The 21,459-nt window shown below is 73.1% G+C and carries 23 protein-coding genes and 1 pseudogene; 12 read left to right on the top strand and 12 right to left on the bottom strand.

Annotated features, from left to right (window positions below; genetic code table 11):
- Positions 1–109 precede the first annotated feature (109 nt).
- From PUR61_RS18690 to PUR61_RS18675, 4 genes are all read right to left on the bottom strand, one after another.
- The gene (locus PUR61_RS18690; RefSeq protein WP_329880059.1) at positions 110–1,354 is read right to left on the bottom strand and encodes a beta-ketoacyl synthase N-terminal-like domain-containing protein; all 1,245 of its coding nucleotides are present in this window, start codon (positions 1,352–1,354) and stop codon (positions 110–112) included.
- Positions 1,355–1,359: 5 nt separating this feature from the next.
- Positions 1,360–2,619 (bottom strand): beta-ketoacyl-[acyl-carrier-protein] synthase family protein, encoded by a 1,260-nt coding sequence (locus PUR61_RS18685; RefSeq protein WP_329880057.1) that lies wholly within the window; start codon positions 2,617–2,619, stop codon positions 1,360–1,362.
- Positions 2,616–3,050, bottom strand: a complete 435-nt coding sequence (locus PUR61_RS18680) for a cupin domain-containing protein (protein WP_329880056.1) — start codon at positions 3,048–3,050, stop codon at positions 2,616–2,618. The genes PUR61_RS18685 and PUR61_RS18680 overlap by 4 nt, the downstream gene beginning before the upstream one ends.
- A gap of 63 nt (positions 3,051–3,113) precedes the next feature.
- Positions 3,114–4,280, bottom strand: a complete 1,167-nt coding sequence (locus PUR61_RS18675; protein ID WP_329880055.1) for a SchA/CurD-like domain-containing protein — start codon at positions 4,278–4,280, stop codon at positions 3,114–3,116.
- Between the two features lie 317 nt (positions 4,281–4,597).
- Between PUR61_RS18675 and PUR61_RS18670 the strand changes: the two genes are divergently transcribed.
- Together PUR61_RS18670 and PUR61_RS18665 are read left to right on the top strand one after the other, a co-directional pair.
- The gene (locus PUR61_RS18670; protein WP_329880054.1) at positions 4,598–6,223 is read left to right on the top strand and encodes an FAD-dependent oxidoreductase; all 1,626 of its coding nucleotides are present in this window, start codon (positions 4,598–4,600) and stop codon (positions 6,221–6,223) included.
- A 410-nt stretch (positions 6,224–6,633) separates the two neighbouring features.
- The gene (locus PUR61_RS18665) at positions 6,634–7,518 is read left to right on the top strand and encodes a DMT family transporter (RefSeq protein WP_329880053.1); all 885 of its coding nucleotides are present in this window, start codon (positions 6,634–6,636) and stop codon (positions 7,516–7,518) included.
- 58 nt (positions 7,519–7,576) lie between these two features.
- Here the strand turns inward: PUR61_RS18665 and PUR61_RS18660 are convergent, their stop codons facing one another.
- Entirely contained in the window at positions 7,577–8,164 is a 588-nt protein-coding gene (locus PUR61_RS18660; protein ID WP_329880052.1) for an SAV_915 family protein, read from the bottom strand.
- A 233-nt stretch (positions 8,165–8,397) separates the two neighbouring features.
- Between PUR61_RS18660 and PUR61_RS18655 the strand changes: the two genes are divergently transcribed.
- From PUR61_RS18655 to PUR61_RS18645, 3 genes are all read left to right on the top strand, one after another.
- Entirely contained in the window at positions 8,398–8,835 is a 438-nt protein-coding gene (locus PUR61_RS18655) for a helix-turn-helix domain-containing protein (RefSeq protein ID WP_329880051.1), read from the top strand.
- Positions 8,828–9,208, top strand: coding sequence for a DUF4180 domain-containing protein (locus PUR61_RS18650; RefSeq protein ID WP_329880049.1), 381 nt, complete (start codon positions 8,828–8,830; stop codon positions 9,206–9,208). The genes PUR61_RS18655 and PUR61_RS18650 overlap by 8 nt, the downstream gene beginning before the upstream one ends.
- A 187-nt stretch (positions 9,209–9,395) precedes the next feature.
- Complete coding sequence (locus PUR61_RS18645) at positions 9,396–11,615, top strand: NADP-dependent isocitrate dehydrogenase (RefSeq protein WP_329880047.1); 2,220 nt, start codon at positions 9,396–9,398, stop codon at positions 11,613–11,615.
- A gap of 124 nt (positions 11,616–11,739) precedes the next feature.
- Here PUR61_RS18645 and PUR61_RS18640 read toward each other — a convergent pair whose 3' ends face one another.
- Entirely contained in the window at positions 11,740–13,212 is a 1,473-nt protein-coding gene (locus tag PUR61_RS18640; protein ID WP_329880045.1) for an MFS transporter, read from the bottom strand.
- Between the two features lie 140 nt (positions 13,213–13,352).
- Here PUR61_RS18640 and PUR61_RS18635 point away from each other — a divergent pair, with 140 nt between their 5' ends.
- Positions 13,353–14,060: a TetR/AcrR family transcriptional regulator gene (locus PUR61_RS18635; RefSeq protein ID WP_329880043.1), complete on the top strand. Its 708-nt coding sequence runs from the start codon at positions 13,353–13,355 to the stop codon at positions 14,058–14,060.
- Positions 14,061–14,186: 126 nt separating this feature from the next.
- On the opposite strand, the gene PUR61_RS18630 is transcribed toward PUR61_RS18635, so the two are convergent.
- The 5 genes and pseudogenes from PUR61_RS18630 to PUR61_RS18610 all read right to left on the bottom strand — a co-directional run bounded on the left by PUR61_RS18630 (position 14,187) and on the right by PUR61_RS18610 (position 16,931).
- Positions 14,187–15,161 (bottom strand): cytochrome c oxidase assembly protein, encoded by a 975-nt coding sequence (locus PUR61_RS18630; protein WP_329880121.1) that lies wholly within the window; start codon positions 15,159–15,161, stop codon positions 14,187–14,189.
- Between the two features lie 93 nt (positions 15,162–15,254).
- A pseudogene (locus tag PUR61_RS18625) lies at positions 15,255–15,572 on the bottom strand (hypothetical protein); the annotation flags it as partial.
- Between the two features lie 337 nt (positions 15,573–15,909).
- Positions 15,910–16,272, bottom strand: a complete 363-nt coding sequence (locus PUR61_RS18620) for a hypothetical protein (protein ID WP_329880041.1) — start codon at positions 16,270–16,272, stop codon at positions 15,910–15,912.
- Positions 16,273–16,350: 78 nt separating this feature from the next.
- A complete protein-coding gene (locus PUR61_RS18615; RefSeq protein ID WP_329880039.1) occupies positions 16,351–16,530 on the bottom strand; it encodes a hypothetical protein in 180 nt (59 codons plus the stop codon).
- A 173-nt stretch (positions 16,531–16,703) separates the two neighbouring features.
- Positions 16,704–16,931 (bottom strand): hypothetical protein, encoded by a 228-nt coding sequence (locus tag PUR61_RS18610; protein WP_329880038.1) that lies wholly within the window; start codon positions 16,929–16,931, stop codon positions 16,704–16,706.
- A 280-nt stretch (positions 16,932–17,211) separates the two neighbouring features.
- On the opposite strand from PUR61_RS18610, the gene PUR61_RS18605 reads away from it, so the two are divergent.
- The 3 genes from PUR61_RS18605 to PUR61_RS18595 all read left to right on the top strand — a co-directional run bounded on the left by PUR61_RS18605 (position 17,212) and on the right by PUR61_RS18595 (position 19,841).
- Positions 17,212–17,415 carry a cold-shock protein gene (locus PUR61_RS18605; protein WP_030918248.1) on the top strand — a complete coding sequence of 68 codons (204 nt, stop codon included), beginning with the start codon at positions 17,212–17,214 and terminating at the stop codon, positions 17,413–17,415.
- Between the two features lie 366 nt (positions 17,416–17,781).
- The gene (locus tag PUR61_RS18600) at positions 17,782–19,329 is read left to right on the top strand and encodes a DEAD/DEAH box helicase (RefSeq protein WP_329880031.1); all 1,548 of its coding nucleotides are present in this window, start codon (positions 17,782–17,784) and stop codon (positions 19,327–19,329) included.
- A 134-nt stretch (positions 19,330–19,463) separates the two neighbouring features.
- Positions 19,464–19,841 carry a CBS domain-containing protein gene (locus PUR61_RS18595; protein WP_329880030.1) on the top strand — a complete coding sequence of 126 codons (378 nt, stop codon included), beginning with the start codon at positions 19,464–19,466 and terminating at the stop codon, positions 19,839–19,841.
- A 128-nt stretch (positions 19,842–19,969) separates the two neighbouring features.
- Here PUR61_RS18595 and PUR61_RS18590 read toward each other — a convergent pair whose 3' ends face one another.
- The gene (locus tag PUR61_RS18590; RefSeq protein ID WP_329880029.1) at positions 19,970–20,359 is read right to left on the bottom strand and encodes an STAS domain-containing protein; all 390 of its coding nucleotides are present in this window, start codon (positions 20,357–20,359) and stop codon (positions 19,970–19,972) included.
- A 355-nt stretch (positions 20,360–20,714) separates the two neighbouring features.
- Between PUR61_RS18590 and PUR61_RS18585 the strand changes: the two genes are divergently transcribed.
- The 3 genes from PUR61_RS18585 to PUR61_RS18575 all read left to right on the top strand — a co-directional run.
- Positions 20,715–20,867, top strand: a complete 153-nt coding sequence (locus PUR61_RS18585; protein WP_329880027.1) for a hypothetical protein — start codon at positions 20,715–20,717, stop codon at positions 20,865–20,867.
- A 227-nt stretch (positions 20,868–21,094) separates the two neighbouring features.
- Positions 21,095–21,262, top strand: a complete 168-nt coding sequence (locus tag PUR61_RS18580) for a hypothetical protein (protein ID WP_329880026.1) — start codon at positions 21,095–21,097, stop codon at positions 21,260–21,262.
- 53 nt (positions 21,263–21,315) lie between these two features.
- On the top strand, positions 21,316–21,459 hold a 144-nt coding region (locus PUR61_RS18575; protein ID WP_329880120.1), incomplete at its 3' end, for a transposase.

The raw sequence follows: 21,459 nt of genomic DNA, 5'->3' as shown, positions 1-21,459 counted from the left end.
CGAGTTGCGGTTGAGCGGCCGGACGGCCGGACGGTCGAGCCGGCGGGGCAGGCGGCGGGCGACGGGCGACCGGTGGAGCGGTGGAACGACGGCACGGGCGGGGCGTGGATCACGTCTCCCGGTCGCCACGCCGGAGCACCAGGGCCGAGTTGGAGCCCATCAGCCCGCGGCTGAGCACCAGCGCGGTGCGCAGCTCGGCCGGCCGGGCGCGCCCGGTCACCAGGGCCAGGTCGTGTCCGACCTCGGTGACGTTCGGGGTGGGCGGCAGGACACCGTCCTCCATGGCGAGCACGGCGGCGGCCGTGTCGAGCACCGGCGCGCCGCAGTAGGCCCGGCCGGTGCCGGCCTTCGGGGCGGTGACCGGGACGCGTTCGGCGTACGGGCCGAGCGCGTCGGCCAGGGCGAGCGCCTCGGCGCGGTCGGCGGCGGGGACGCCGAGGGCGTCGGCGAAGACCACGTCGACCTCCTCCGGCGAGATCCTGGCCTGGTCGAGGGCGATCCGGATGGCGGCGGCCAGGCCCTCCCGGGACTCCTCCCAGCGGGAGGCACCGGTGAAGGTGGCGCCGTGCCCGGCCAGGTACGCCCGGACGGTGGCGCCGCGCCGGAGGGCGGTCCGCTCGTCCTCCAGGAAGAGCATCGCGCCGCCCTCGGCGGGGGCGAAGCCGCAGGCCGCGGGGGAGAAGGGCAGGTAGGCCCGGTCGGCCCGGTCGGCGAGGCTGACCTCGGGGTAGCCGAGCTGGCAGACCATCGAGTACGGCGCGAGCGGGGCCTCGGCGGCGCCGGCCACCACCGCGTCGGTGCCGCGTTCGATGGCGCGGGCGGCGTGGGCCAGGGCGTCCAGGCCGCCGGCCTCGTCGCTGGCGACCACCCCGCACGGGCCCTTGTAGCCGCCCCGGATGGAGACCTGGCCGGTGCTGGCGGCGTAGAACCAGGCGATGGACTGGTAGGGGCCGACGAACTGCGGTCCCTTGCCCCAGAGTTGCTGGAGTTCGCCCTGGCCGAACTCGCCGCCGCCGGAGCCGGCCGCGGTGACCACGCCGACCGCGTACGGGTCGTCGGGGTCGGGGACGTATCCGGCGTCCGCCACCGCCTGGTCGGCGGCGGCCATCGCGTAGTGCGTGAACCGGTCGGTCTGCACCAGGTAGCGGCTGTCGATGGTGGCGGCCGGGTCGAAGTCCCTCACCTGGCCCGCGATGCGCAGGGGGAAGTCCGCGCAGCCCTCACGGGATATCCGGTCGAGGACGCTCACGCCCTGCCTGATGGCCTTCCAGAAGGCGTCGGCCCCCACGCCGTTCGGCGCCACCACGCCGAGGCCGGTGATCACCGCCCGGCGGTTCTGCTGACGTGACGTCATGGATCTCACCCCGTTCTTGTGAGCACGACGGCGGACTGGAATCCACCGAACCCGCTGCCGACCGAGAGGATGTGGCGCAGCGGCATCTCCCGCGCGGTGCGCGGTACGTAGTCGAGGTCGCACTCCGGGTCGGGTGTCTCGTAGTTGGCGGTCGGCGGGACGACGCCGCGGTCGAGCGCGAGGGTGCAGGCGACCACCTCGATCGCGCCGATCGCGCCGAGCGAGTGCCCGACCATCGACTTGATCGAACTCATCGGCGTCCGGTAGGCGTGCTCGCCGAGCGAGCGTTTGACGGCCGCCGTCTCGTGCCGGTCGTTCTGCTTGGTGCCCGAGCCGTGTGCGTTGACGTAGTCGACGTCGCCGCGGTCGACCCTGGCGTGGGCGAGCGCGTGGTCGATCGACCGGGACATCTCCAGCCCCTCCTGGGTGAGGCCGGTCATGTGGTAGGCGTTGCCGAAGGTGGCGAAGCCGCCGATCTCGCCGTAGATCCGGGCGCCGCGCCGCCGGGCGTGTTCCAGTTCCTCCAGGACGAGGACGGCGCCTCCCTCGCCGAGCACGAAGCCGTCACGGTGGGCGTCGAACGGCCGGGAGGCGTGCGCCGGGTCGTCGTTGCGCTCGCTGGTGGCCTTGATGGCGTCGAAGCAGGCGACGGTGATCGGCGAGATCGGCGAGTCGGAGGCGCCGGCGAGACAGATGTCGGCGCGGCCCTCCTCGACGCTCTGGAAGGCGTACCCGATGGCGTCGAGGCCGGAGGTGCAGCCGGTAGAGACGGTCTGCACCGGGCCGCGCGCCCCGGTCCGCTCGGCGACCGCCGAGGCGAGCGTCGAGGGCGCGAAGGCCCGGTGCAGCTGCGGTTCGGCCCGCCGGTGGTCGACGTCCCAGCGGGCGCCGCCGGCGCTGACCAGGGCGTAGTCGTGCTCCAGCCGGGTGGTGCCGCCGACGGCGGTGCCGAGCGAGACGCCGATCCGCCACGGGTCCTCGGCGGCCAGGTCCAGCCCGGAGTCGGCGAGCGCCTCGTCGGTGGCCACCATGGCGAACTGGACGTAACGGTCGGCCCGTTGGACTTCGTCGGGGCCGAGCCCGTGGGCGGCCGGGTCGAAGTCGCACTCGGCGGCGATCCGGGAGCGGAACCCGGTGGGGTCGAAGAGCGTGATGCCCCGGGTCGCCGTCCGCCCGGAGGTGAGGAGTTCCCAGAACGCGGGGACACCGACTCCGCCGGGCGCGACCACGCCGATTCCGGTGACGGCGACCCGTCGCCGGCTCACGAGGCCACCTTGGCGTGTTCCGGCGGGGCGGAGGTGCCCACCGGCTCCGTCTCCTCGGTGTCGACGTGGCCGAGTTCGGGGCGGGGTGCCAGCGGGCCGAGGTGGAAGACCATCCGGGCCTCGGTGTCGCCGACGTTGCGGAACCGGTGGCGCATGTCGATGGGGATCATCAGGCCCTGCTCGGGCTTGAGCACCCGGGTCTCGCCGTCCAGGTCCACCTCCAGGTCGCCGGCGACGACGAAGACGAACTCCTCGGAGTACGGGTGGTAGTGCTCGCCGATCCGCTCGCCGGGCTGCACGATGGCCAGCCCCATGAACCCGCTGGTGGCGCCGCAGGTGGTCGGGGTGAGGATGGCGCGCAGGTCGCCGCCGCGCCTGCGGTTCTCCGGCGCCTCGGAGACGTGCACGATCCGTGGGTACTGCGTGGACATGGTTTCTTCCTTACGGATGTCGGGATCGGTGGTGGTGGCCCGGCCGGGGGAGGCGACGGAGCGTCAGGCGGGCTGGGAGGTGCGGTCGGTGACCGGGTTCATGGCGCGGGCGGCGAGGACGGCGCTGAGCCCGCCGACGGTCCGCAGGTCGCCCTCCGGGCCGAGGTCGAGCAGCCGGCCGAGGAGGGCGGCCTCGCGCTCGCCGGCGACGCCGAGTCCTGCCGCCGGGTCCGCCTCGGCGGGGACCCGCAGGTCCACCAGGCGGACCACGACGTCGTCCCGGTGGAAGACGGTGCTGGTGACCACCGGCCCGGTCGGGTCGACGGTGGCCAGGTTGTCGTAGTCGGCGAGCAGGTCGGCCACGGCCTGGCCGTGGCCGGGCTTGACCGGGTAGAGCACCGCGTGCCGGTGCAGCCGGCCGGAGGCGGGGGAGCCGGCGATCGCCTGGTGCTCGGCCGGCAGTGCGGCCCGGGCGAAGAAGGCGCGGGCCGCCTGCGGGTCGCCCAGCTGGCGGGCCTCCTCCAGGTACGGGTTGATGGCCTCCTCGACGGCCCGTACCTCGGGCTGCATGGCGACGTGCCGCAGCGCGTCGCCGAGGTTGCCGACCACCTCGACCGCCCGGACCACCCGGTTGCCGTGCATGAACAGCGAGGTGCGGCGCAGCCGGGTGGTGTCGTCGACCTCGGCGCGGGGCGAGGTGTAGCCGGAGAGGATCCGGGCGACCTCCGGCTCGCTGCCGGGCTTGACGGTGAAGGTCAGGGCGTGCCGGACCACGCCGTCGGGCCCGGGGTCGGCCTTGGGCGGGCCGGCCTGTCCGGAGGGGGTGGTGCGCGGCAGGCCCTCGGGCACCTCCTGCGGGGCCCGGGTGCCGGTGACGCCGGCGGCGGAGGTCTCGCGGAGGATGGTGTAGCGCAGCGAGCGGAAGGTGTCGCTGACGCAGCCGTGCATCGGCTTGACCATTTCCCGGTGGGCCGGGCTGTCCACCCACTCCAGGAAGGTCTCCTGGTCCTCCCACTCGCTGGTGATGAGCCACTGGCGGGGGTCGTTGATGGACTGGCAGAGCTGGTCACTGACGTGGCCGGGGACGGTGGCCACCTGGTGGCGGAGCTGCTCGTACACGTCCATGAAGCGCTGCTGGGCGCCGTCCTGGATCTCCAGCATCAGCACCACCCGCAGGCGGGTCTCGGATTCGGAGTGCTGCCGCGCGGGGGGTTCGGACAGGGTCGTCATGATCCACTTTCTGCTTCTGGGCCGTACGCGTCGGGGGCCGCGTGCGGCGGCGCCGGGCCGGAGGGGCCGGGTGGCCTCCGGCGGGGGGAGGGCGGTGCGGTGGCGGTCGGCCGGTCGGGGTCGGCGCCAGGTCTGAGGTCGATCGTGCGCGGCGGGCACGGGCGGCGCGAGATATGCGGGCCATCCGGGCGAAGCGGCGGCAGAAGCCCCCCGGCGCGGGGGATGGAAGAACGGGGCCGCTGTGTCCGAGAGCCCCGTCGAGGGCGGCTCCGAGCCCGCATCAGGGCCCCGAACCTCCTTACAGGCTGGAGCAATTGATGAAACCGAAGGTTGACGACCGGGTGCCGGTCCTGATCGTCGGCGGCTCGCTGGTCGGGCTGTCCGCCTCGCTCTTCCTGGGCCGACTGGGTGTCAGACACCTGCTGGTCGAGAAGCACGCCGACACCTCGCATCACCCGCGTGGCCGAGGCAACAACGTCCGCACGATGGAGCTGTACCGGGTGGCCGGGATCGAGCCGGCGATCCGCGAGGCGGCCTCGGTGCTCGCGCCGAACCACGGCATCCTTCAGGCCCCCTCGCTGACCGGGGAGGAGCAGGAGTGGCTGTTCCGGGAGATCGACCCGGGCGGGCGGCTCGCCCGCTTCAGCCCCAGCTCGTGGTGCCTGTGCAGCCAGAACGACCTGGAACCGGTGCTGCTGCGGTCCTCCCGGGAGCTGGGCGCGGACATCCGGTTCTCGACCGAGCTGCTCTCCTTCGAGCAGGACGACGAGGGCGTGACGGCGCTGCTGCGCAGCCGGGAGACCGGCGAGGAGCGCCGGGTGCGGGCCGACTACCTGGTCGCGGCGGACGGTCCGCGCAGCCCGGTCCGGGAGGCCCTGGGGATCGGCCAGAGCGGCAAGGGCGAGCTGTTCCACAACGTCAGCATCACCTTCCGGGCGAAGCGGCTGGCCGAGGTGGTGGGCGACCGTCACTTCATCGCCTGCTACCTGACCGCTCCGGAGGCGGACGGCGCCCTGCTGCCGGTGGACAACCACGAGGAGTGGGTGTTCCACGCGCCCTGGCACCCGGAGCACGGCGAGCCCCTGGAGGCGTTCACCGACGAGCGCTGCGTGCGGCACATCCGGGCCGCGGTCGGCATGCCGGACCTCGATGTCGAGATCACGGGGAGGGCCCCCTGGCACGCGGCCGAGCGGGTGGCCGACGGGTACTCCGCCGGGCGGGTGTTCCTGGCCGGGGACTCGGCGCACGAGATGTCCCCGACCGGGGCGTTCGGCTCCAACACCGGCATCCAGGACGCCCACAACCTGGCCTGGAAGCTGGCCGCGGCGCTGTGCGGCTGGGCCGGTCCGGGGCTGCTGGAGACGTACGGGAGCGAGCGGCGGCCGGTGGCCCAGGTGACCGGGGAGCGGGCGTCGGCGCGGTCGGCCGAGCACAGCCACCCGGGGTACGCGGTGGTGCCCGGCGTCGGCCGGCAGGCCGGTGTGCTGTCGGTGGCGCTCGGCTACCGGTACCGGTCGGGCGCCGTGACCGGGACCGATCCGGCCGGTCCGGTGGTGCCGGAGGCGTTCGAGTCGGCCGGTGAGCCCGGCAGCCGGGCGCCGCACCAGTGGCTGCTGCGCGCCGGGGTCCGGCTCTCCACTCTCGACCTGTACGAGCAGGCGATGGTGCTGCTGACCGGCCCGGAGGGCGCGGCCTGGCACGTGGCGGCGCGGCGGGCCGCGGACCGGCTGGCCGTCCCGCTCGACGCGTACCGGATCGGTGACGGGGCGGAGGACGACCTGGCGCCCGAGCCCGGCGGCGACTTCGCCGCGTCGCACGGCGTGCGCCCGGACGGTGCGGTGCTGGTGCGGCCCGACGGGTTCGTGGCCTGGCGGGCCGAGGGGGCGGCCGACGACCCGGAGGCGGAGGTGGAGCGGGCGCTGCGCGCGGTGCTGTCGCTGTAGACAGCGGTCCGCGAGGGAACGGGGCGGGCCCGCCGGGTTGGTGAACCGGCGGGCCCGCCCCGTGGCGCGAGGGGTGACGCGGTCCCGGCGACCGCCCGCGTCGACCCGACGACGACGGCGTTCTTCGCGCCGTACCGCCGTCCCGAGCCGATGGTCGAGCCGACGGAGGCCCACGTCGGGCCGATCGGTCCGATCTTGCCACGGCCCGCCCGCCCGCCCGCCCACCGGCCGGCGCTAGGGTGGCCCCATGCGCTTCGTGATCCTGCCGCCGCCCGTCCGCTAGCGGGCGGCCCCTCCACGCACACCCCGCCCGGCGGCCCCCGCCACCGGGCCGATGAGTGCCGCCCGCGCCACCGGTGGACCTCATCCGGCCGGGCCCCGCCCGGCACCCCGTCGTGGAGAACGAACGCATGACCACTCATGTCGCCGTGCCGGTCCGGCACGGCCTGCTGTCCATCTCGGCCGCCGCCGTGGCCTGGGGCGCGGGCGGAGCCGTCGCCGCCCTGCTGCTGCGCACCGGAGGGCTCGGCCCGGTGGCCGTCTGTGCCTGGCGGTTCGCCGTCGCGGCCGGCTGCCTCGCGCTGCTGCCCGCCCTCCGGCGGACGGCCGGGGGGCGGGCCTGCGGTGCCCCGCGCCGCGCGGCCGTCCTGACCGGGCTCGCCCTGGCCGTCAGCCAGTGCGCCTACTTCGGTTCGGTCCAGTACGCGGGTCTCGGCCTCGGCACCTTGATCACCATCGGCGCCGGTCCGGTGCTCACCAGCCTCGGTGCCCACCTGCTGCTCGGTGAGCGCCTGACGGCCCGGGCGTCGGTCGCGCTCGCCCTCGCGCTCGGCGGGCTGGCGCTGCTGGTGGCCGCGCCGGCGGCCGGTCCGCGTCCGCTGCTCGGGGCGGCCCTCGCGGTGCTGGCCGGGGCCGGGCAGAGCGGGCTGACGCTCTGGGCGCGCGGTGGCGGTTCGGCGCGCGCCTCGACCGGTGCGTTCACCACCGGGCTGCTCTGCCTGCTGCCGCTCGCGGTGGCGGAGGGCGGGGTCCTGCCGTCCGCCGGGGAGCCGCTGGCGACGGCCGGTGCGCTGCTCTTCCTCGGCACCGTGCCCACCCTGTTCGCCTACCGGTGGTACTTCGCCGGTCTGACCGTGGTGCCGGGGGTGACGGCCGCCGTCCTGGTGCTGCTCGAACCGGCGACGGCCGCGGTGCTCGGCGTCGTGTGCTTCGGCGAGCCGCTCACCCCGGCCCTGGTGGCGGGTTCGGCGCTGCTGCTGACCGCCGTCGCGGCCCTCACCTGCCGGGGGGTGTAGGCCCTCCCGGCGCCTGCGCCCGGCCTGCGCCCCCTCCGGACAGCGGGTGCACGGGCCGTCAGGGCACGGACCGGAGCGCGGGCTGACCCGGGATCAGCGCCCGCAGGACGAGGTCGATGCGGACGTGGGCGGCCCCGGCGCGCAGCAGGGCGATGGAGACGGCCCGTAACTCCTCCGGCCCGGTGCAGGCGAGCCGGAGTTCGAGGTCGGCGTCACCGGCCAGGGCGAGGCCGCTCTGGACGGCCGGGAACTCGGCGGCCAGCCGGTCGAAGTCGAGCGGGACCGGGCCGTAGCTCACCCGGGCGAGGGCCTGCAGCGGCCGGGCCTCCTCGGGCCCGGGCGCGCCGGGCACGAGGTGGAGGGCGCTCACCGGTGCTGCAGCCGGGCGGTCCGCGCCGCCCGCGACGGGCTGCGCGACCAGGCGCGGGTCCAGGACCAGCTCGTCGACGCCGAGCGGGGCGGTCAGGGCGCGCAGGGCGGGTTCGCCGAGCTCGACGGCGGCCTGCCCGGTGCCGAGCAGGTCGGCCAGCGCGCCGGCGGAGCTGAAGCCGACCGCGCAGCGGCGGCCGTCCCGATGGCGGAAGAGGCGGAGAGCGGTGGTCCTGCCGGTGACGGTGACCGGGACGTGCCAGACGACGCGGGCCATGCGGGTGCTCCCGAGTGGTGGAGGGTCCTGCCGGAACTGCTCCTTCGACGCTAGGGCGGCGCCGGGCACTCGGACGCCGTCCTGACGCAGCGTTGACCGAATGCCGCGCTGCGTTGACGAAGTTCTGACGGTCGGCTGTACCGCTCATCGGACAGCACTCCCTATCCTTCCCTATCCAACCTGTTCTCATGGTAGTTTTCGACCGTAAGGAGTCGTCGTGCGAAGGGTGTCCGGTGCCGGAGTACTACTCGGTGGAACAGGTGGCCGAGCTGCTGGGGCTGCACGTGCGGACGGTCCGCGGCTACGTCCGCGACGGCCGGCTGCGGGCCACCAGGATCGGGAAGCAGTACCGGATCGCCCGCCGCGACTTCGAGTCCTTCGCCGGCGCGGACCCCGAGGCGTCGGCGCCGCCGGAGCCCGGTCCGCTGCACGTCGAGGTCTCCACCGTCGTCCAGATCGACGGGGTCGGTGTGCGGGAGGCCGTCCGGCTGTCGAACACCCTCGTGGCACTGGTCTCGGGCCCGCGCGGGAACACCGTCCCGACGCGGGTGGAGTCCCTCCACAACGAGGAGCGCGCGACCCTCAAGGTGATCATCCTCGGCGATCCGGCCGACACGGCCGAGCTGCTCGCCGTCATCCACTCCATGACCACGGAGAACCGTCATGTCTGAGCACAGCCCCACCGCCCCGTCCGGTGTCCTGCGGCTGCCCGCCGAGGGCCCGGCCATCGGCGACGAGTCCGCGGCGATGGACGTCATCGGTGACGCCCTGGGTCGCGACGCCGCCTGGGTGCTCGTCCCGGCCGAGCGCTTCCCGGACGAGTTCTTCACCCTGAGCACCCGGATCGCCGGCGGGATCGTGCAGAAGTTCGCCACCTACCGGGTCGGGCTCGCCGTCCTCGGCGACATCTCCCGGCACACCCTGGCCAGCGGCGCCCTGCGGGACTTCGTCCGGGAGTCCAACCGGGGCGGGCAGCTCTGGTTCCCGGCCGACCTGGCCGAGTTCGAGACGCGGCTGGCGGCCCGCTCCGGCGCCCTCCGGTAGCCCCCTCCGGCGGTCCTCCGGGCGCTCCGCTTGCCGCGCGCCCGCGCCGGGACCACCGTGGAGCTGACCGTCGCCCCGGTGCCCCGGACGCCTCCCCCCGCACATCCGAACCGGGGGGAGGTGGAGCGAAGGGGCGATCACGAGATATCTTGACGTCAAGACGTTGGAGACGCGAAGCGGAGTACCGATGACTGACTCGACCATCATCTATACGCACACCGACGAGGCGCCGGCCCTGGCAACGTACTCGTTCCTGCCGGTCGTGCAGGCGTATGCCTCGACGGCGGGCGTGAAGGTGGAGACGCGCGACATCTCCCTCGCCGGGCGGATCATCGCGAGCTTCCCGGAGCGTCTGGAGGAGGGCCAGCAGATCGGCGACGCCCTCGCCGAGCTGGGCGCGCTCGCCAAGACCCCGGGCGCCAACATCATCAAGCTGCCGAACATCTCGGCGTCCATCCCGCAGCTGAAGGCGGCCGTCGCCGAGCTGCAGGCGCAGGGCTACGCGCTGCCGGACTACCCGGACGACCCGCAGACCGACGAGGACAAGGACGTCCGCGCCCGCTACGACAAGGTCAAGGGCAGCGCCGTCAACCCGGTCCTGCGCGAGGGCAACTCGGACCGCCGGGCCCCCGCGTCGGTCAAGAACTACGCCAAGACGCACCCGCACCGCATGGGCGCGTGGTCGGCCGACTCCAAGACCAACGTCGCCACCATGGGCGAGAACGACTTCCGCTCCACCGAGAAGTCCACCGTGATCGCCGAGGCCGGTTCGCTGCGCATCGAGCTGCTCGCCGCGGACGGCACCACCACGGTGCTCCGCGAGTCGGTCCCGGTCCAGGCCGGCGAGGTCGTCGACGCCTCCGTGCTGCACGTCGCCGCCCTGCACGAGTTCCTGGCCGCCCAGGTCGCCCGGGCCAAGGCCGAGGGCGTGCTGTTCTCGGTCCACCTCAAGGCCACCATGATGAAGGTCTCCGACCCGATCATCTTCGGCCACGTGGTCCGCGCCTTCTTCCCGAAGACCTTCGCCGCGTACGGCCCGGCGCTCGTCGCCGCCGGCCTGAACCCGAACAACGGCCTCGGCGGCATCCTCGCCGGCCTCGACGCGCTGGAGAACGGCGCCGAGATCAAGGCCTCGTTCGACGCCGAGCTGGCCGACGGCCCGGCCCTGGCCATGGTCGACTCGGACAAGGGCATCACCAACCTGCACGTCCCGAGCGACGTCATCGTCGACGCCTCGATGCCGGCCATGATCCGCACCTCCGGCCACATGTGGGGCCCGGACGGCCAGGAGGCCGACACCCTCGCCGTGCTGCCCGACAGCAGCTACTCCGGTGTCTACCAGGCCGTCCTCGACGACTGCCGCGCCCACGGCGCCCTGAACCCGGCCACCATCGGCTCCGTCCCGAACGTCGGCCTGATGGCCCAGGCCGCCGAGGAGTACGGCAGCCACGACAAGACCTTCGAGATCGCCGCCGCGGGCACCGTTCGCCTGGTCGACACCGAGGGCAACGTCGTCCTGGAGCAGGCCGTCGAGCCGGGCGACATCTTCCGCTCCTGCCAGACCAAGGACCTGCCGATCCGCGACTGGGTCAAGCTGGCCGTCACCCGCGCCCGTGTCTCGGGCGACCCGGCCGTCTTCTGGCTGGACGAGACCCGTGCGCACGACGCCGTCCTGATCGAGAAGGTCAAGGCCTACCTGCCGGAGCACGACACCACCGGCCTGCAGATCGAGATCAAGGCCCCGGTCGACGCCACCACGTTCTCGCTGGAGCGCATCCGCCGCGGCGAGAACACCATCTCGGTCACCGGCAACGTGCTGCGCGACTACCTGACCGACCTCTTCCCGATCCTGGAGCTGGGCACCAGCGCCAAGATGCTGTCGGTCGTGCCGCTGATCAACGGCGGCGGCCTGTTCGAGACCGGCGCCGGCGGCTCCGCCCCGAAGCACGTCCAGCAGCTGGTCAAGGAGAACTACCTGCGCTGGGACAGCCTGGGCGAGTTCTTCGCGCTGGCCGCGAGCTTCGAGCACCTGGCCCGCACCACGGAGAACGCCCGCGCCCAGGTGCTGGCCGACACCCTGGACCGCGCGACCGGCACCTTCCTCAACGAGGACAAGTCGCCGAGCCGTCGCCTCGGCGGCATCGACAACCGCGGCAGCCACTTCTACCTGGCCCTGTACTGGGCCCAGGAGCTGGCCGGCCAGACCGCGGACGCCGAGCTGGCGCAGGCCTTCGCCGGCCTCGCCGAGTCGCTGGGCGAGCAGGAGCAGGCCATCGTCGAGGAGCTGGCCGCCGTCCAGGGCACGCCGGTCGAGCTCGGTGGCTACTACCAGCCGGACCCGGCCAAGGCCGCGGCCGCGATGCGTCCGTCGAAGACCTTCAACGACGCGCTGGCCAACCTCGGCTGACCGCAGGCGAAGTGAACCGGGAGGCCCCGGGATCCGCAGGAGCGGATCCCGGGGCCTCCCGGCGTTCCCGCCGCCACCGGCCGGGCGCCGCCACCGGCCGGTGCGGCGGCGGTGCGCGTCGCGCTCAGTGCTCGCCCTCGGGGCGCGCCCGGCGGGGGAGCAGGAAGGCGACCAGGAAGGCCAGCGCCAGCAGGGCGGCGGCGAGGCCGTACGTCCGCCCGGCCGCGTGCTGGAAGCCGTCGGTGCCGGCCCAGCCGAAGAACGCGGTGCCGAGCAGGGCGACGCCCACCGAGCCGCCGAGCTGCTGCTGGGCGTTGAGGACGCCGGAGGCCGAGCCGGTCTCCGGCTCCTCGACGCCGGCCAGGGCGATGTCGAAGAACGGCGCCATGATCAGGCCCAGACCGAAACCGGTGAGGGCCAGCGCGGGGAGCAGCTCCCAGCTGGTGAGGCCGGCGGCCCAGTGCTCGACCGCGTACCAGAGGCCGAGCGCACCGCAGGCGGCGACCACCATGCCGCCGTGCAGGACCCGGCGGCCGTGGCGCGGGGCCAGGAGCGCGCCGGAGAGGACGGCGCCGGCGACCACGCCGAGCGACAACGGGATCATCGAGAGCCCGGCGTGCAACGGGGTCCAGCCGAGGCCGAGCTGCAGGTGGAGGGTGAAGACCAGCAGCAGGCCGGAGAGCGCGGCGAAGAAGACCAGCCCGGTGGCGAGCGCCGAGACGAAGGCCCGCTTGCCGAACAGTGAGGGCTCGATCAGCGGGGTGCCGCCGCGCCGCAGGACACGGCGCTGGTGGAGGGTGAAGAGCCGGAGCACCGGCAGGGACGCGGCCATCGCCACGAAGGCCCAGAGCGGCCAGTCGAGCTCGCGCCCCTGGACCAGCGGGTAGACCAGCAGCAGCACGGCGAGGCTGAGCAGCAGCACGCCCACCGGGTCGAGCCGGCCGGTGCGGGCGGTAGCGGTCACGCGGTCGGCGGGCAGGATCCGGCCGGCCATGAGGACGGTGAGCAGGCCGAGCGGCAGGTTGATCAGGAACACGGTCCGCCAGCCGAGGCCGAACCAGTCGGCGTCGGTGAGGTAGCCGCCGAGGGTGGGGCCGAGGACGGAGGAGAGCCCGAGGACGGGGCCGAAGAGGCCGAACGCGGCCCCCATCTCCTTGGGCGGGAACATCGACTTGATCAGTCCGAGGCCCTGCGGGATGAGCAGCGCGGCGAACAGGCCCTGGAGGGTCCGGGCGGCGATCAGGGCGCCGGCGCCGGGTGCCGCCGCGCAGAGCACCGAGGCGAGGGTGAAGCCGGCCGCGCCGAGCGTGAAGAGGCGCCTGCGTCCGAAGAAGTCGCCGAGCCGGGCTCCGGTGATCAGCAGGACGGCGAAGGCGAGCGTGTAGGAGGCGGAGATCCACTGGATCTGGGCGTCGCTGCCGCCGAGGTCCTGCCGGACGGAGGGCGAGGCGACGCCGACGATCGTGGTGTCGAGGAGGTCCATCACCTCGGCGGCCAGGATGACGGCGAGGCCGGCCCAGCGCAGCCGGTAGCCGGTCGGCGGGCTCTCGGCCGCCGCCGTCGGCGAGGGGTCGGGAGGGGCGATCTGGTCGGTCATGGGGGGTGCTCTCCGGATTCCACGGGGCGAACGTCGTTCGTCGTGACGAACACTGTTTTGCTGAACGAACAGTGTTCTCCCATGGAACGGTGTTCGTGTCAAGTAATCTGGGAGCCGTCACCGACCACGAAGGAGCCCCCATGACCAGTGCCGCCCCGCGCTCCGGCTGGTCCGAGCACTGGCAGAAGGAGAAGGCTCCGCCCAGACGGCAGCCGCTGAGCCGGGAGCGGATCGTCGAGGCCGCACTGAGGATCGTCGACGCCGAGGGCATGGACGCGCTCAGCATGCGCCGGGTCGGACAGGAGCTCGGCACGGGCGCCGCCAGCCTGTACGCCCACGTCGGCAGCAAGGAGGAGCTGGTCGAGCTCGTCCTCGACCTCGCCTACACCGAGATCGAGCTGGAGCGACCCGACCCGGCCACGTGGCAGGAGCAGGTGAAGCGGCTGCTGCGCCGCTCCCGTCAGGTGCTGCTCTCGCACCGGGATCTGGCCAGGGCCGCCGTCGTCGCCAACGTCCCGGTGACCCCGCACGCGATGGACATCGCCGAGGCCATGCTCGGCATGCTGCGCGCCGGCGGCCTCGACGAGCAGACCGCCGCCTACGGGGTCGACCTGCTCGGGCTCTACACGACGGCGACCGCCTTCGAGGCGTCCACCCGCGGCGGCGGGAACAGCGAGGAGTTCACCGAGCGGATCCGGAGCTACTTCGACACCGTCCCGACCGACCGCTACCCGATGATCACCTCCATGGCGGTCGCGCTCACCCGCAACGTCGGGGACGAGCGGTTCGAGTTCGGGTTGGACATCCTGGTCGCCGGCCTGGCCCGGCAGTCCGGCACGGTGGGCTGATCCCCCGGAGCCGCCCCCGGTCCGCCCCCGGTCGGCCAAGGCTCCGGCTCCGCCCGGCTCCGCCCGGCTCCGGAAACGACGGAACCCCCGCCCGAGGGCGGGGGTTCCGGAGCGGTGGGGCCGGGCTCAGCCGGCGTCGGCCGCCGGCGCGGGGCGCTGGTTGCGCTTGTCCAGCGACGCCAGGTACGCGTTGTACGCCGCCAGCTCGGCGTCGCCGCTGCGGTCCTCGGCGCGGTCCCGGCGGCGGGAGAGGCGCTCCTCGGAGCGCATCCACTGGTAGACCAGCGCGATCAGCACGATCGCCGTCGGGATCTCGCCGAACGCCCAGGTGATGCCGCCGGCCAGCTTCTGGTCGGCCAGCAGGTCCGTCCCGGGCGGCGCGCCCTCGGTGGTGAAGGTCTTCACCAGCGGCTGGCTCCCCATCATCACCGCCACGCCGAAGAAGGCGTGGAACGGCATGCCCATGAACAGCTCGATGATTCGCATCACGTGGCCCGACCGGTTCGGACCGGGGTCCACGCCCATGATCGGCCAGAAGAACGCCAGCCCGGTGGCCAGGAAGTGCACCATCATGAAGATGTGCCCGAGCCGGTACTCCATGAGGAAGTCGAACAGCGGGGTGAAGTAGACCCCGTACAGGCTCGCGATGAACAGCGGAATGGTGAACGCCGGGTGCGAGATCACCTTCACGTAGGTGCTGTGCAGCAGGGCCACCAGCAGCTCGCGCGGCCCCCGCGGATTGCCCTTGCCGGCCGGTCGCAGGGCACGCAGCGCCAGCGTGATCGGCGCCCCGAGCAGCAGCAGGATCGGCGACAGCATGGAGAGCACCATGTGCTGCATCATGTGCGCGCTGAACAGCACCATGCCGTAGTCGTTCAACCCGGTGCAGGTGACCAGGATCACCGTCCCGGTGCCCGCCGCCCAGGCCGCCGTGCGCCCGACCGGCCAGCGGTCGCCGCGCCTGTGCAGCCGGACCACGCCGGTGAGGTACAGGGCCAGCGCCGCCAGGCTGCCGATCAGGAACACCCAGTCGGGGGACCAGGTCAGCACGTTGGAGAGCGAGAAGGGTCCGAGTTCGGTCATCCCGCCGTGGTGGTGCATTCCTGGCATTCCGTCGCCCATCGGCGGGTCCTGCTTTCCATCCTCGCGGCCCCTGGGTGGGTCCGGTTCGCCCGTTTTGCTTCGTCGTACAGCCTAGGCGGGCCTTACTCCGGTGCCTCCGCCGCCCCCCGTGCAGGGTTCCGCGCGAGCGGTTCGGCCGCGCGGGGCGAGGACGTTCTCGCCGCGGCGCCCGGCGGCGTAGTCGTCCACGGTGCGGACGGTGGCGTCGATGATCTGGCCGACCGCGGTGCGGGTGAAGTAGGCCTGGTGCGAGGTGACCAGCACCTGGGGGAAGGTGACCAGGCGGGCGAGGGTGTCGTCGGCGATCCCCTGGATCGAGCGGTCGGTGACCAGAGGGATGCGGGCGCGGACGCGGTAGCCGCCGCCGAGGCGGCGGCGGGCGTCGAGGTCGCCGCCGTGGACGGAGACCCTTTCCCGCAGACCGAGCAGTCCCCGTCCGGCGCCGTCCGCCCGTTTTTCCGGTCTGGACCGGCCGGCCGGAACCAGCGAGGCACCGAGGTTCCAGAAGGACCTGCGCCGACCACAATGCGTCACACAGTTCTGGGCCGCCCCTCACCAGCGGCCCAGGACCTTTGCCGCAGTCATGCCGGGCCCGGAGGCCGGCGGCCCTCTGACAGGACCGCGAAAAACATAACGGGGGCGGGCGCGGACATCGGCAGGACCCACTGCCACCACGTGGTGCTGGACTCCGAGGGCGGGAATGCGCCCGTGCGGCCTGCCGTGGCCGTCAGATGTCGGAGTAGCTGAAGTCCCCGACCGTCCAGCTGCTGATGTCTTCGATCGCGATGCGGTACATGCCGCCGGTGTGCGGCAGCGCGAAGTCGCCCTGCAGAATCCTCGCCCGGTGGAGATGAAGATGGGTGGGCCGTGCAGGCAGGCCACCCGGGGGCGGGACGAAGAGGGCGGCGAACGGCTTCACGTGCTCCGAGGCCTGGAGGACCTCCGCCACCCGCTCCCACCAGAGGGTCACTGGCGCGAGCCGTCCGGTGATGACCGCGCCTGGGACCACCACGGTCAAGGACATCTGATTGCTGTGCTCGGATTCGACCATCGCGGCGATGTCGACGAGCAGCCCGTCAGGGTTCGACATGAATCCCAGGATAGGACACGGCCTCCGGCGCCCACGTGTCTGGGGCAGCGGCCATGGCAGTCACGGGCCCTGCGCCGGCTAGTGCGCGGCGGCGACCTGGCGTGCGGGTCGGCTGCGCCGCGGCGCGGGGCAGCCGGAAGCAGCCGTGGGGCCCTGGGCGGCGCCGGGATCGTCCGGTCCGGCGGTCACGATCAGGTCGGTTCCGAGGGCGGTGATGGTGAAGCCCGCTGCGTGGAGGATGTCCGACAGGGCCGGCATGAGTGCGCTGCGGATGCCATGGGCCGAGTCACCGCCTGCCCAGCCCATAGCCGGCCATCGCCGGCGCCGCCCCAGAGGCGCAGTGGCGGGTGCCCGTTCGGCTCGGGAGGGGACGCGCGGCCGGGTCCGCGCCGCGCGTCCCCTCCCGAGCCGAGGACCGCGTGCGTCCCGGGTCAGAGTTTGAACATCGCGGCGTAGGGCTGGGTGATGCGCTCCCGTCGCGATCCGAAGTCGACGAGTACCGCGATGTCGCTGTCGCCTTCGACCCCGATGGCGCGGCCGAGGCCGTAGGTGTCGTGGGTGACGCGGTCGCCGACGGCGAAGTGCTTGCGAGGCGCCTCGATCCGGGCCTTGAAGGGGCTGGTGGGCAGGGCGCGGCGAACTGCTGCAGATTTCGACATTCCCCGCAGTATGCGCCGAAAATCGCGGGAGCGGGTCTTTCCGATGCCCCCTTGGGAGGGGGTCTGACAGAACCGGGGGTGAAATGTCCGCCCGCGGTGCGACTGGGCCTGCTAGAGTCTCCTTAGTTGCAGTAGTGGTTCCCATGAACTTGGTGTGCGCCTGCTGATGTATCGCAGGCGCCTTTTTGTTTCCCGGCTCTTCCCCGGGTGGGTGCTCATCGCGGCGACTCGGATCCCGCGCTGTGCGGCTTCCGGACAGCCCCTTGAAGGAGATTTCTTTATGGCTAATGGCACTGTGAAGTGGTTCAACGCGGAAAAGGGCTTCGGCTTCATCGAGCAGGAGGGTGGCGGTCCTGACGTGTTCGCCCACTACTCGAACATCAACGCCAACGGCTTCCGTGAGCTGCTCGAGGGCCAGAAGGTCGAGTTCGACGTCACGCAGGGCCAGAAGGGCCCGCAGGCCGAGAACATTCGTCCGCTGTAGTTTCTGCCACGGCACCCGCCTGGTAGCGAGGGGCCCGCACCGCGTACATGATGCCCGGTGCGGGCCCCTCGGCATTGCGCCACGCGCATTCCCCGGCCCGTTCAGGCCCCCTGGCTCCGCCACCGGCGGCCGTCCCCACGCGAGACGCACAGCGCCGCGTCCGGATCGCCGCCCTGCCGTGACATCCCACGGTTCGAGGATCTTCGCTCCCGCACTGTCGGTGAGCGCCGACCGCAGGTGACGTGCCGCACGGTTTCACCGTCCACGCCCCGCTCCCCATACTTTCGGCCCGTTCCCTGGCGATCTCCTGCCGGCGCCCCGCGCTGCGGAGTCGCCTCGCGACGTGCCGTCCCAGGAAGGTTTCGCATGAACCGCTCCAGTCGCTCCCCGTACCAGAACACCAACTCCCGCTCCTCGGCCTCCGCCCGTTCCGGCAGCTCCTACGGATCCCGCTCCGGCGGCGGCTCCTTCTACGGCGACCGGCCCGCCGGCGGCCGGAGCTCCCGTCAGGGATCCTCTTCCCAGGGTGAGTTCGCGATGCCGGTCAGCACCACCCCGGCGCTGCCCGCCGTCGAAGCGTTCGACGAGCTGGACATGCCGAAGGCGCTGCTGTCGGTGCTGACCCGCCAGGGCGTCACCACGCCGTTCCCGATCCAGGCCGCCACGCTCCCGAACTCGCTCGCCGGCCGCGACGTCCTCGGACGAGGCCGCACCGGCTCCGGCAAGACCATCGCGTTCGGTCTGGCCGTGCTCGCCCGCACCGCCGGCCAGAAGGCCGAACCCCGCCGCCCGCTGGCCCTGGTACTGGTCCCCACCCGCGAACTCGCCCAGCAGGTCACCGACGCCCTCACCCCGTACGCCCACGCGGTGCGACTGCGCATGGCGACCGTGGTCGGCGGGATGTCGATCGGCCGCCAGGCCCACGCCCTGAACCACGGGGCCGAGGTCGTGGTCGCCACCCCCGGCCGGCTCAAGGACCTGATCCAGCGCGGCGACTGCCAGCTCGACGGGGTCGGCATCACGGTCCTCGACGAGGCCGATCAGATGGCCGACATGGGCTTCCTGCCGCAGGTCACCGAACTGCTCGACCAGGTCGCCGAGGGCTGCCAGACGATGCTGTTCTCCGCCACCCTGGACCGCAACGTCGACCGCCTGGTGCGCCGCTTCCTCAAGGATCCGGTCACCCACTCGGTGGACCCGTCCGCCGGGGCGGTCAGCACCATGGAGCACCACGTGCTGCACGTGCAGAACTTCGACAAGAACGCCACGATCGCCCACATCGCCTCCCGTGACGGCGGCGTGATCATGTTCACCGACACCAAGCACGGTGCGGACCGCCTGGTGGAGGACCTCCTCGCGAACGGCGTGAAGGCCGCGGCCCTGCACGGCGGCAAGTCCCAGCCTCAGCGCACCCGCACCCTGGAGCAGTTCCGCACCGGCCAGGTCACCGCGCTCATCGCGACCAACGTCGCCGCCCGCGGCATCCACGTCGACGGGCTCGACCTCGTCGTCAACCTGGACCCGCCGGCCGACCACAAGGACTACCTCCACCGGGGCGGACGCACCGCCCGGGCCGGCGAGTCCGGTACCGTCGTCACCCTCGTGCTGCCGAACCAGCGCCGCGAGATGGCCCGCATGATGAACACGGCCGCCATCACCCCCGTCACCACCCGTGTCAGCGCCGGCGACGAGGACCTCGCCCGCATCACCGGGGCCCGCACGCCCACCGGCATCCCCACCGTGATCGCCGCCCCCGTCGTCGAACGCCCCCGCCGCAGTACCTCCACGAGCCGCAGCCGCCGCAGCCGCCCCACCCGCGCCGGCAGCGACACCGCAGCTGCCACCACGAGCCGGGCCGGCCAGGGCTCCTCCGGCCGCCGCCGGGCACCCCGACGCGTCGCCCTCGCCGCTTAGCAGCAGACGTCGTGTGGGCCCGGACCGCCACCGCGGTCCGGGCCCGCCCCGGCGGACCCCGCCGGCCGTTCCACCGTCGTCAGTGCCACGACCACCGCCGGCCTCGGCGGAAGCGACCCCCAAGGAGTCCGCCCATGACCCTCACCCTCGACCGCCCCGCCGCCGCCACGGTCCGCGACCTGATGACCCACCCCGAGCTCCAGATCAGCGACGACGTCATGCTCGACGTGGCGATCCACATCCTCCACGGCTCCGGCGCCGACCACCTCCTGGTCCGCGACGACGACGGCCGCTGCGCGGGCCTCCTGACCCGGCGGCACCTTGCCCCGTTCCAGGCCCACTCCCGGACCACCGCACGAACCCCGGTACGCGACATCGTCCTCGACCGGGCCCCGTTCGCCACCGCCGCCATGCCTGCGGCCACTGCGGCGGCCGCCATGCGCGCCCGGGGCCTGGCCGTGTGGCCGGTCGTCGACCACGACGGCCACGCCATCGGCCTGCTCAGTGTCTAGAACCGGCCTGTCGGCGCAGGCACACTGACAGTCGCTGTATCCGTCCGCAGCGAGCTTCGCCGCGTTTTCGGCCGGTGCCCTCACCTCCGTCGGCCTCCGGTCGGTGGATGCGCCGAGGCGGCGGGGTGTCACACGATCCTGTAGTCCCCTTGCGCGGAAGCGGTCGCCGCTGGGTCGGTGCTCACGCGCAGCACCCGGTCGACTCCGGTGCGGCGCAGGAGGGCCGCGACCGGTGCGGTCGGGCTCAGCAAGCGGAGTTCCATGCCCGCTTCACGGGCCTTCTGGTAGGCCCGGATGAGGGCGTTGAGACCGCTGGAGTCGCAGAACGCGACCCGGGACATGTCGACCACCAGCTCCCGTAGGCCGGAAGTCGTGTCGAGGGCGCTGTTGACGGCGGCGTTCAGCAGCGGGCCGGTGTCCTGGTCGAGCTCGCCCACCGCGTCGAGCACCAGGTCGCCCGCTCCCGCCCGCAGACGGACGTCGAGGGCAGGGGGATCAAACTCCGCGGGAACGGCCACCAGTACTCCTTACGGGTTCGCCCGCGAAGCGGGCGACTGACCTGACGGCCCGCGTGCGGGGGCGCAACCCCACCGTAGCTGCCGAGGGACGCCGCGAACCACCTGCTCAGCGCAGGCAGACCGCTGCCTGATTGGCCGGCCGGCCAATCAGGCACAAGCACGGTCAGAGCAGTTATGCGCTGTCCGAGCGGTCCGGGCCCGACGGGCCGGTGCCGGGCCGGCGAGGCCCGCGGGAGTGCCGTCAGTGCTCCGTCCCCGGCCGCCTCGTACCCGGCGCGCGTGGCCGCCCGGTAGCCGTCGTCGGTGCCGACCTGGAGGGTGCGAGCGTGGGCCGAGCCCGGCCGACAGGACGGTCATGTGGCTCGCGGACCCACCTGCCGACCTCGACGGGGCGGACGCCCTGACCGAACGCAGCCCTATCTCTCTGCTGCGGCGGAACAAGGGCGACGAGGTCGCCGAGGCCGGGGAGTCCCCTGAGCACAGCCACAGGGAGGAACGTCCCGACTGACTACCCGTTCGCGCGGCCTCGCGAAGCGACCGGTCCCGCAGGACCGGATCGGGCAGGGCGTCGACCCGTCCATGAGTCTCAGCTCGGCCGGCCTGCTGAGCGGCTGGGCGCAATCCAGAACGGCGAGGCGGTCACCGCAGCTGCGGACACCCATCGTCGGAGCTCGGTCGCGGCCGTTGTCAGAGGGCCGGTCTAGGCTCACAAGCCCAGACCGATAGGGGAGTTACGTGCTCGAAAGCCCGCTCGCCGCCGATGTCCCGCGCGGTGACTTCCTCGGCGCGACCATCACCGTGCACTCCGCCCGGAGCAAGAGCGCCAAGCTCCACGCCGGCACGGATTGCACCCAGGTCCGCGCCCGGGACACCACGACGGCGCAGGTCCCGCTGATCGTCTAGGGCTTGTCCGGTCGATCATGTGACTATCGCCCACCGTGCTCGTTGGTCGGGGCATGGGGCGGGGTGATCTGACGGATGCCGAGTGGGAACGGCTGCGGCCGTTCCTGCCGGTCGGCAACAGGCGTTGTGGTCGGTGGCGGGACCATCGGCAGGTGATCGACGGGATCCTGCACCGGGTGCGGACCGGTGTGCACCGG

The sequence above is a fragment of the Streptomyces sp. BE20 genome (assembly GCF_036322525.1).
Lineage (GTDB): Bacteria > Actinomycetota > Actinomycetes > Streptomycetales > Streptomycetaceae > Kitasatospora.
The sequence above is the reverse complement of the archived record's forward strand: the minus strand, read 5'-3'. Positions and strand labels throughout refer to the sequence as shown.

Bases quoted from the DNA above. Each gene is read 5' to 3' on its own strand.
- PUR61_RS18690 (WP_329880059.1), bottom strand. From the start codon at position 1,354: ATGACGTCACGTCAGCAGAACCGCCGGGCGGTGATCACCGGCCTCGGC.
- PUR61_RS18680 (WP_329880056.1), bottom strand. From the start codon at position 3,050: ATGTCCACGCAGTACCCACGGATCGTGCACGTCTCCGAGGCGCCGGAG.
- PUR61_RS18675 (WP_329880055.1), bottom strand. From the start codon at position 4,280: ATGACGACCCTGTCCGAACCCCCCGCGCGGCAGCACTCCGAATCCGAG.
- PUR61_RS18670 (WP_329880054.1), top strand. From the start codon at position 4,598: ATGAAACCGAAGGTTGACGACCGGGTGCCGGTCCTGATCGTCGGCGGC.
- PUR61_RS18665 (WP_329880053.1), top strand. From the start codon at position 6,634: ATGACCACTCATGTCGCCGTGCCGGTCCGGCACGGCCTGCTGTCCATC.
- PUR61_RS18660 (WP_329880052.1), bottom strand. From the start codon at position 8,164: ATGGCCCGCGTCGTCTGGCACGTCCCGGTCACCGTCACCGGCAGGACC.
- PUR61_RS18650 (WP_329880049.1), top strand. From the start codon at position 8,828: ATGTCTGAGCACAGCCCCACCGCCCCGTCCGGTGTCCTGCGGCTGCCC.
- PUR61_RS18645 (WP_329880047.1), top strand. From the start codon at position 9,396: ATGACTGACTCGACCATCATCTATACGCACACCGACGAGGCGCCGGCC.
- PUR61_RS18640 (WP_329880045.1), bottom strand. From the start codon at position 13,212: ATGACCGACCAGATCGCCCCTCCCGACCCCTCGCCGACGGCGGCGGCC.
- PUR61_RS18635 (WP_329880043.1), top strand. From the start codon at position 13,353: ATGACCAGTGCCGCCCCGCGCTCCGGCTGGTCCGAGCACTGGCAGAAG.
- PUR61_RS18630 (WP_329880121.1), bottom strand. From the start codon at position 15,161: ATGCACCACCACGGCGGGATGACCGAACTCGGACCCTTCTCGCTCTCC.
- PUR61_RS18620 (WP_329880041.1), bottom strand. From the start codon at position 16,272: ATGTCGAACCCTGACGGGCTGCTCGTCGACATCGCCGCGATGGTCGAA.
- PUR61_RS18615 (WP_329880039.1), bottom strand. From the start codon at position 16,530: ATGCCGGCCCTGTCGGACATCCTCCACGCAGCGGGCTTCACCATCACC.
- PUR61_RS18610 (WP_329880038.1), bottom strand. From the start codon at position 16,931: ATGTCGAAATCTGCAGCAGTTCGCCGCGCCCTGCCCACCAGCCCCTTC.
- PUR61_RS18605 (WP_030918248.1), top strand. From the start codon at position 17,212: ATGGCTAATGGCACTGTGAAGTGGTTCAACGCGGAAAAGGGCTTCGGC.
- PUR61_RS18600 (WP_329880031.1), top strand. From the start codon at position 17,782: ATGAACCGCTCCAGTCGCTCCCCGTACCAGAACACCAACTCCCGCTCC.
- PUR61_RS18595 (WP_329880030.1), top strand. From the start codon at position 19,464: ATGACCCTCACCCTCGACCGCCCCGCCGCCGCCACGGTCCGCGACCTG.
- PUR61_RS18585 (WP_329880027.1), top strand. From the start codon at position 20,715: ATGTGGCTCGCGGACCCACCTGCCGACCTCGACGGGGCGGACGCCCTG.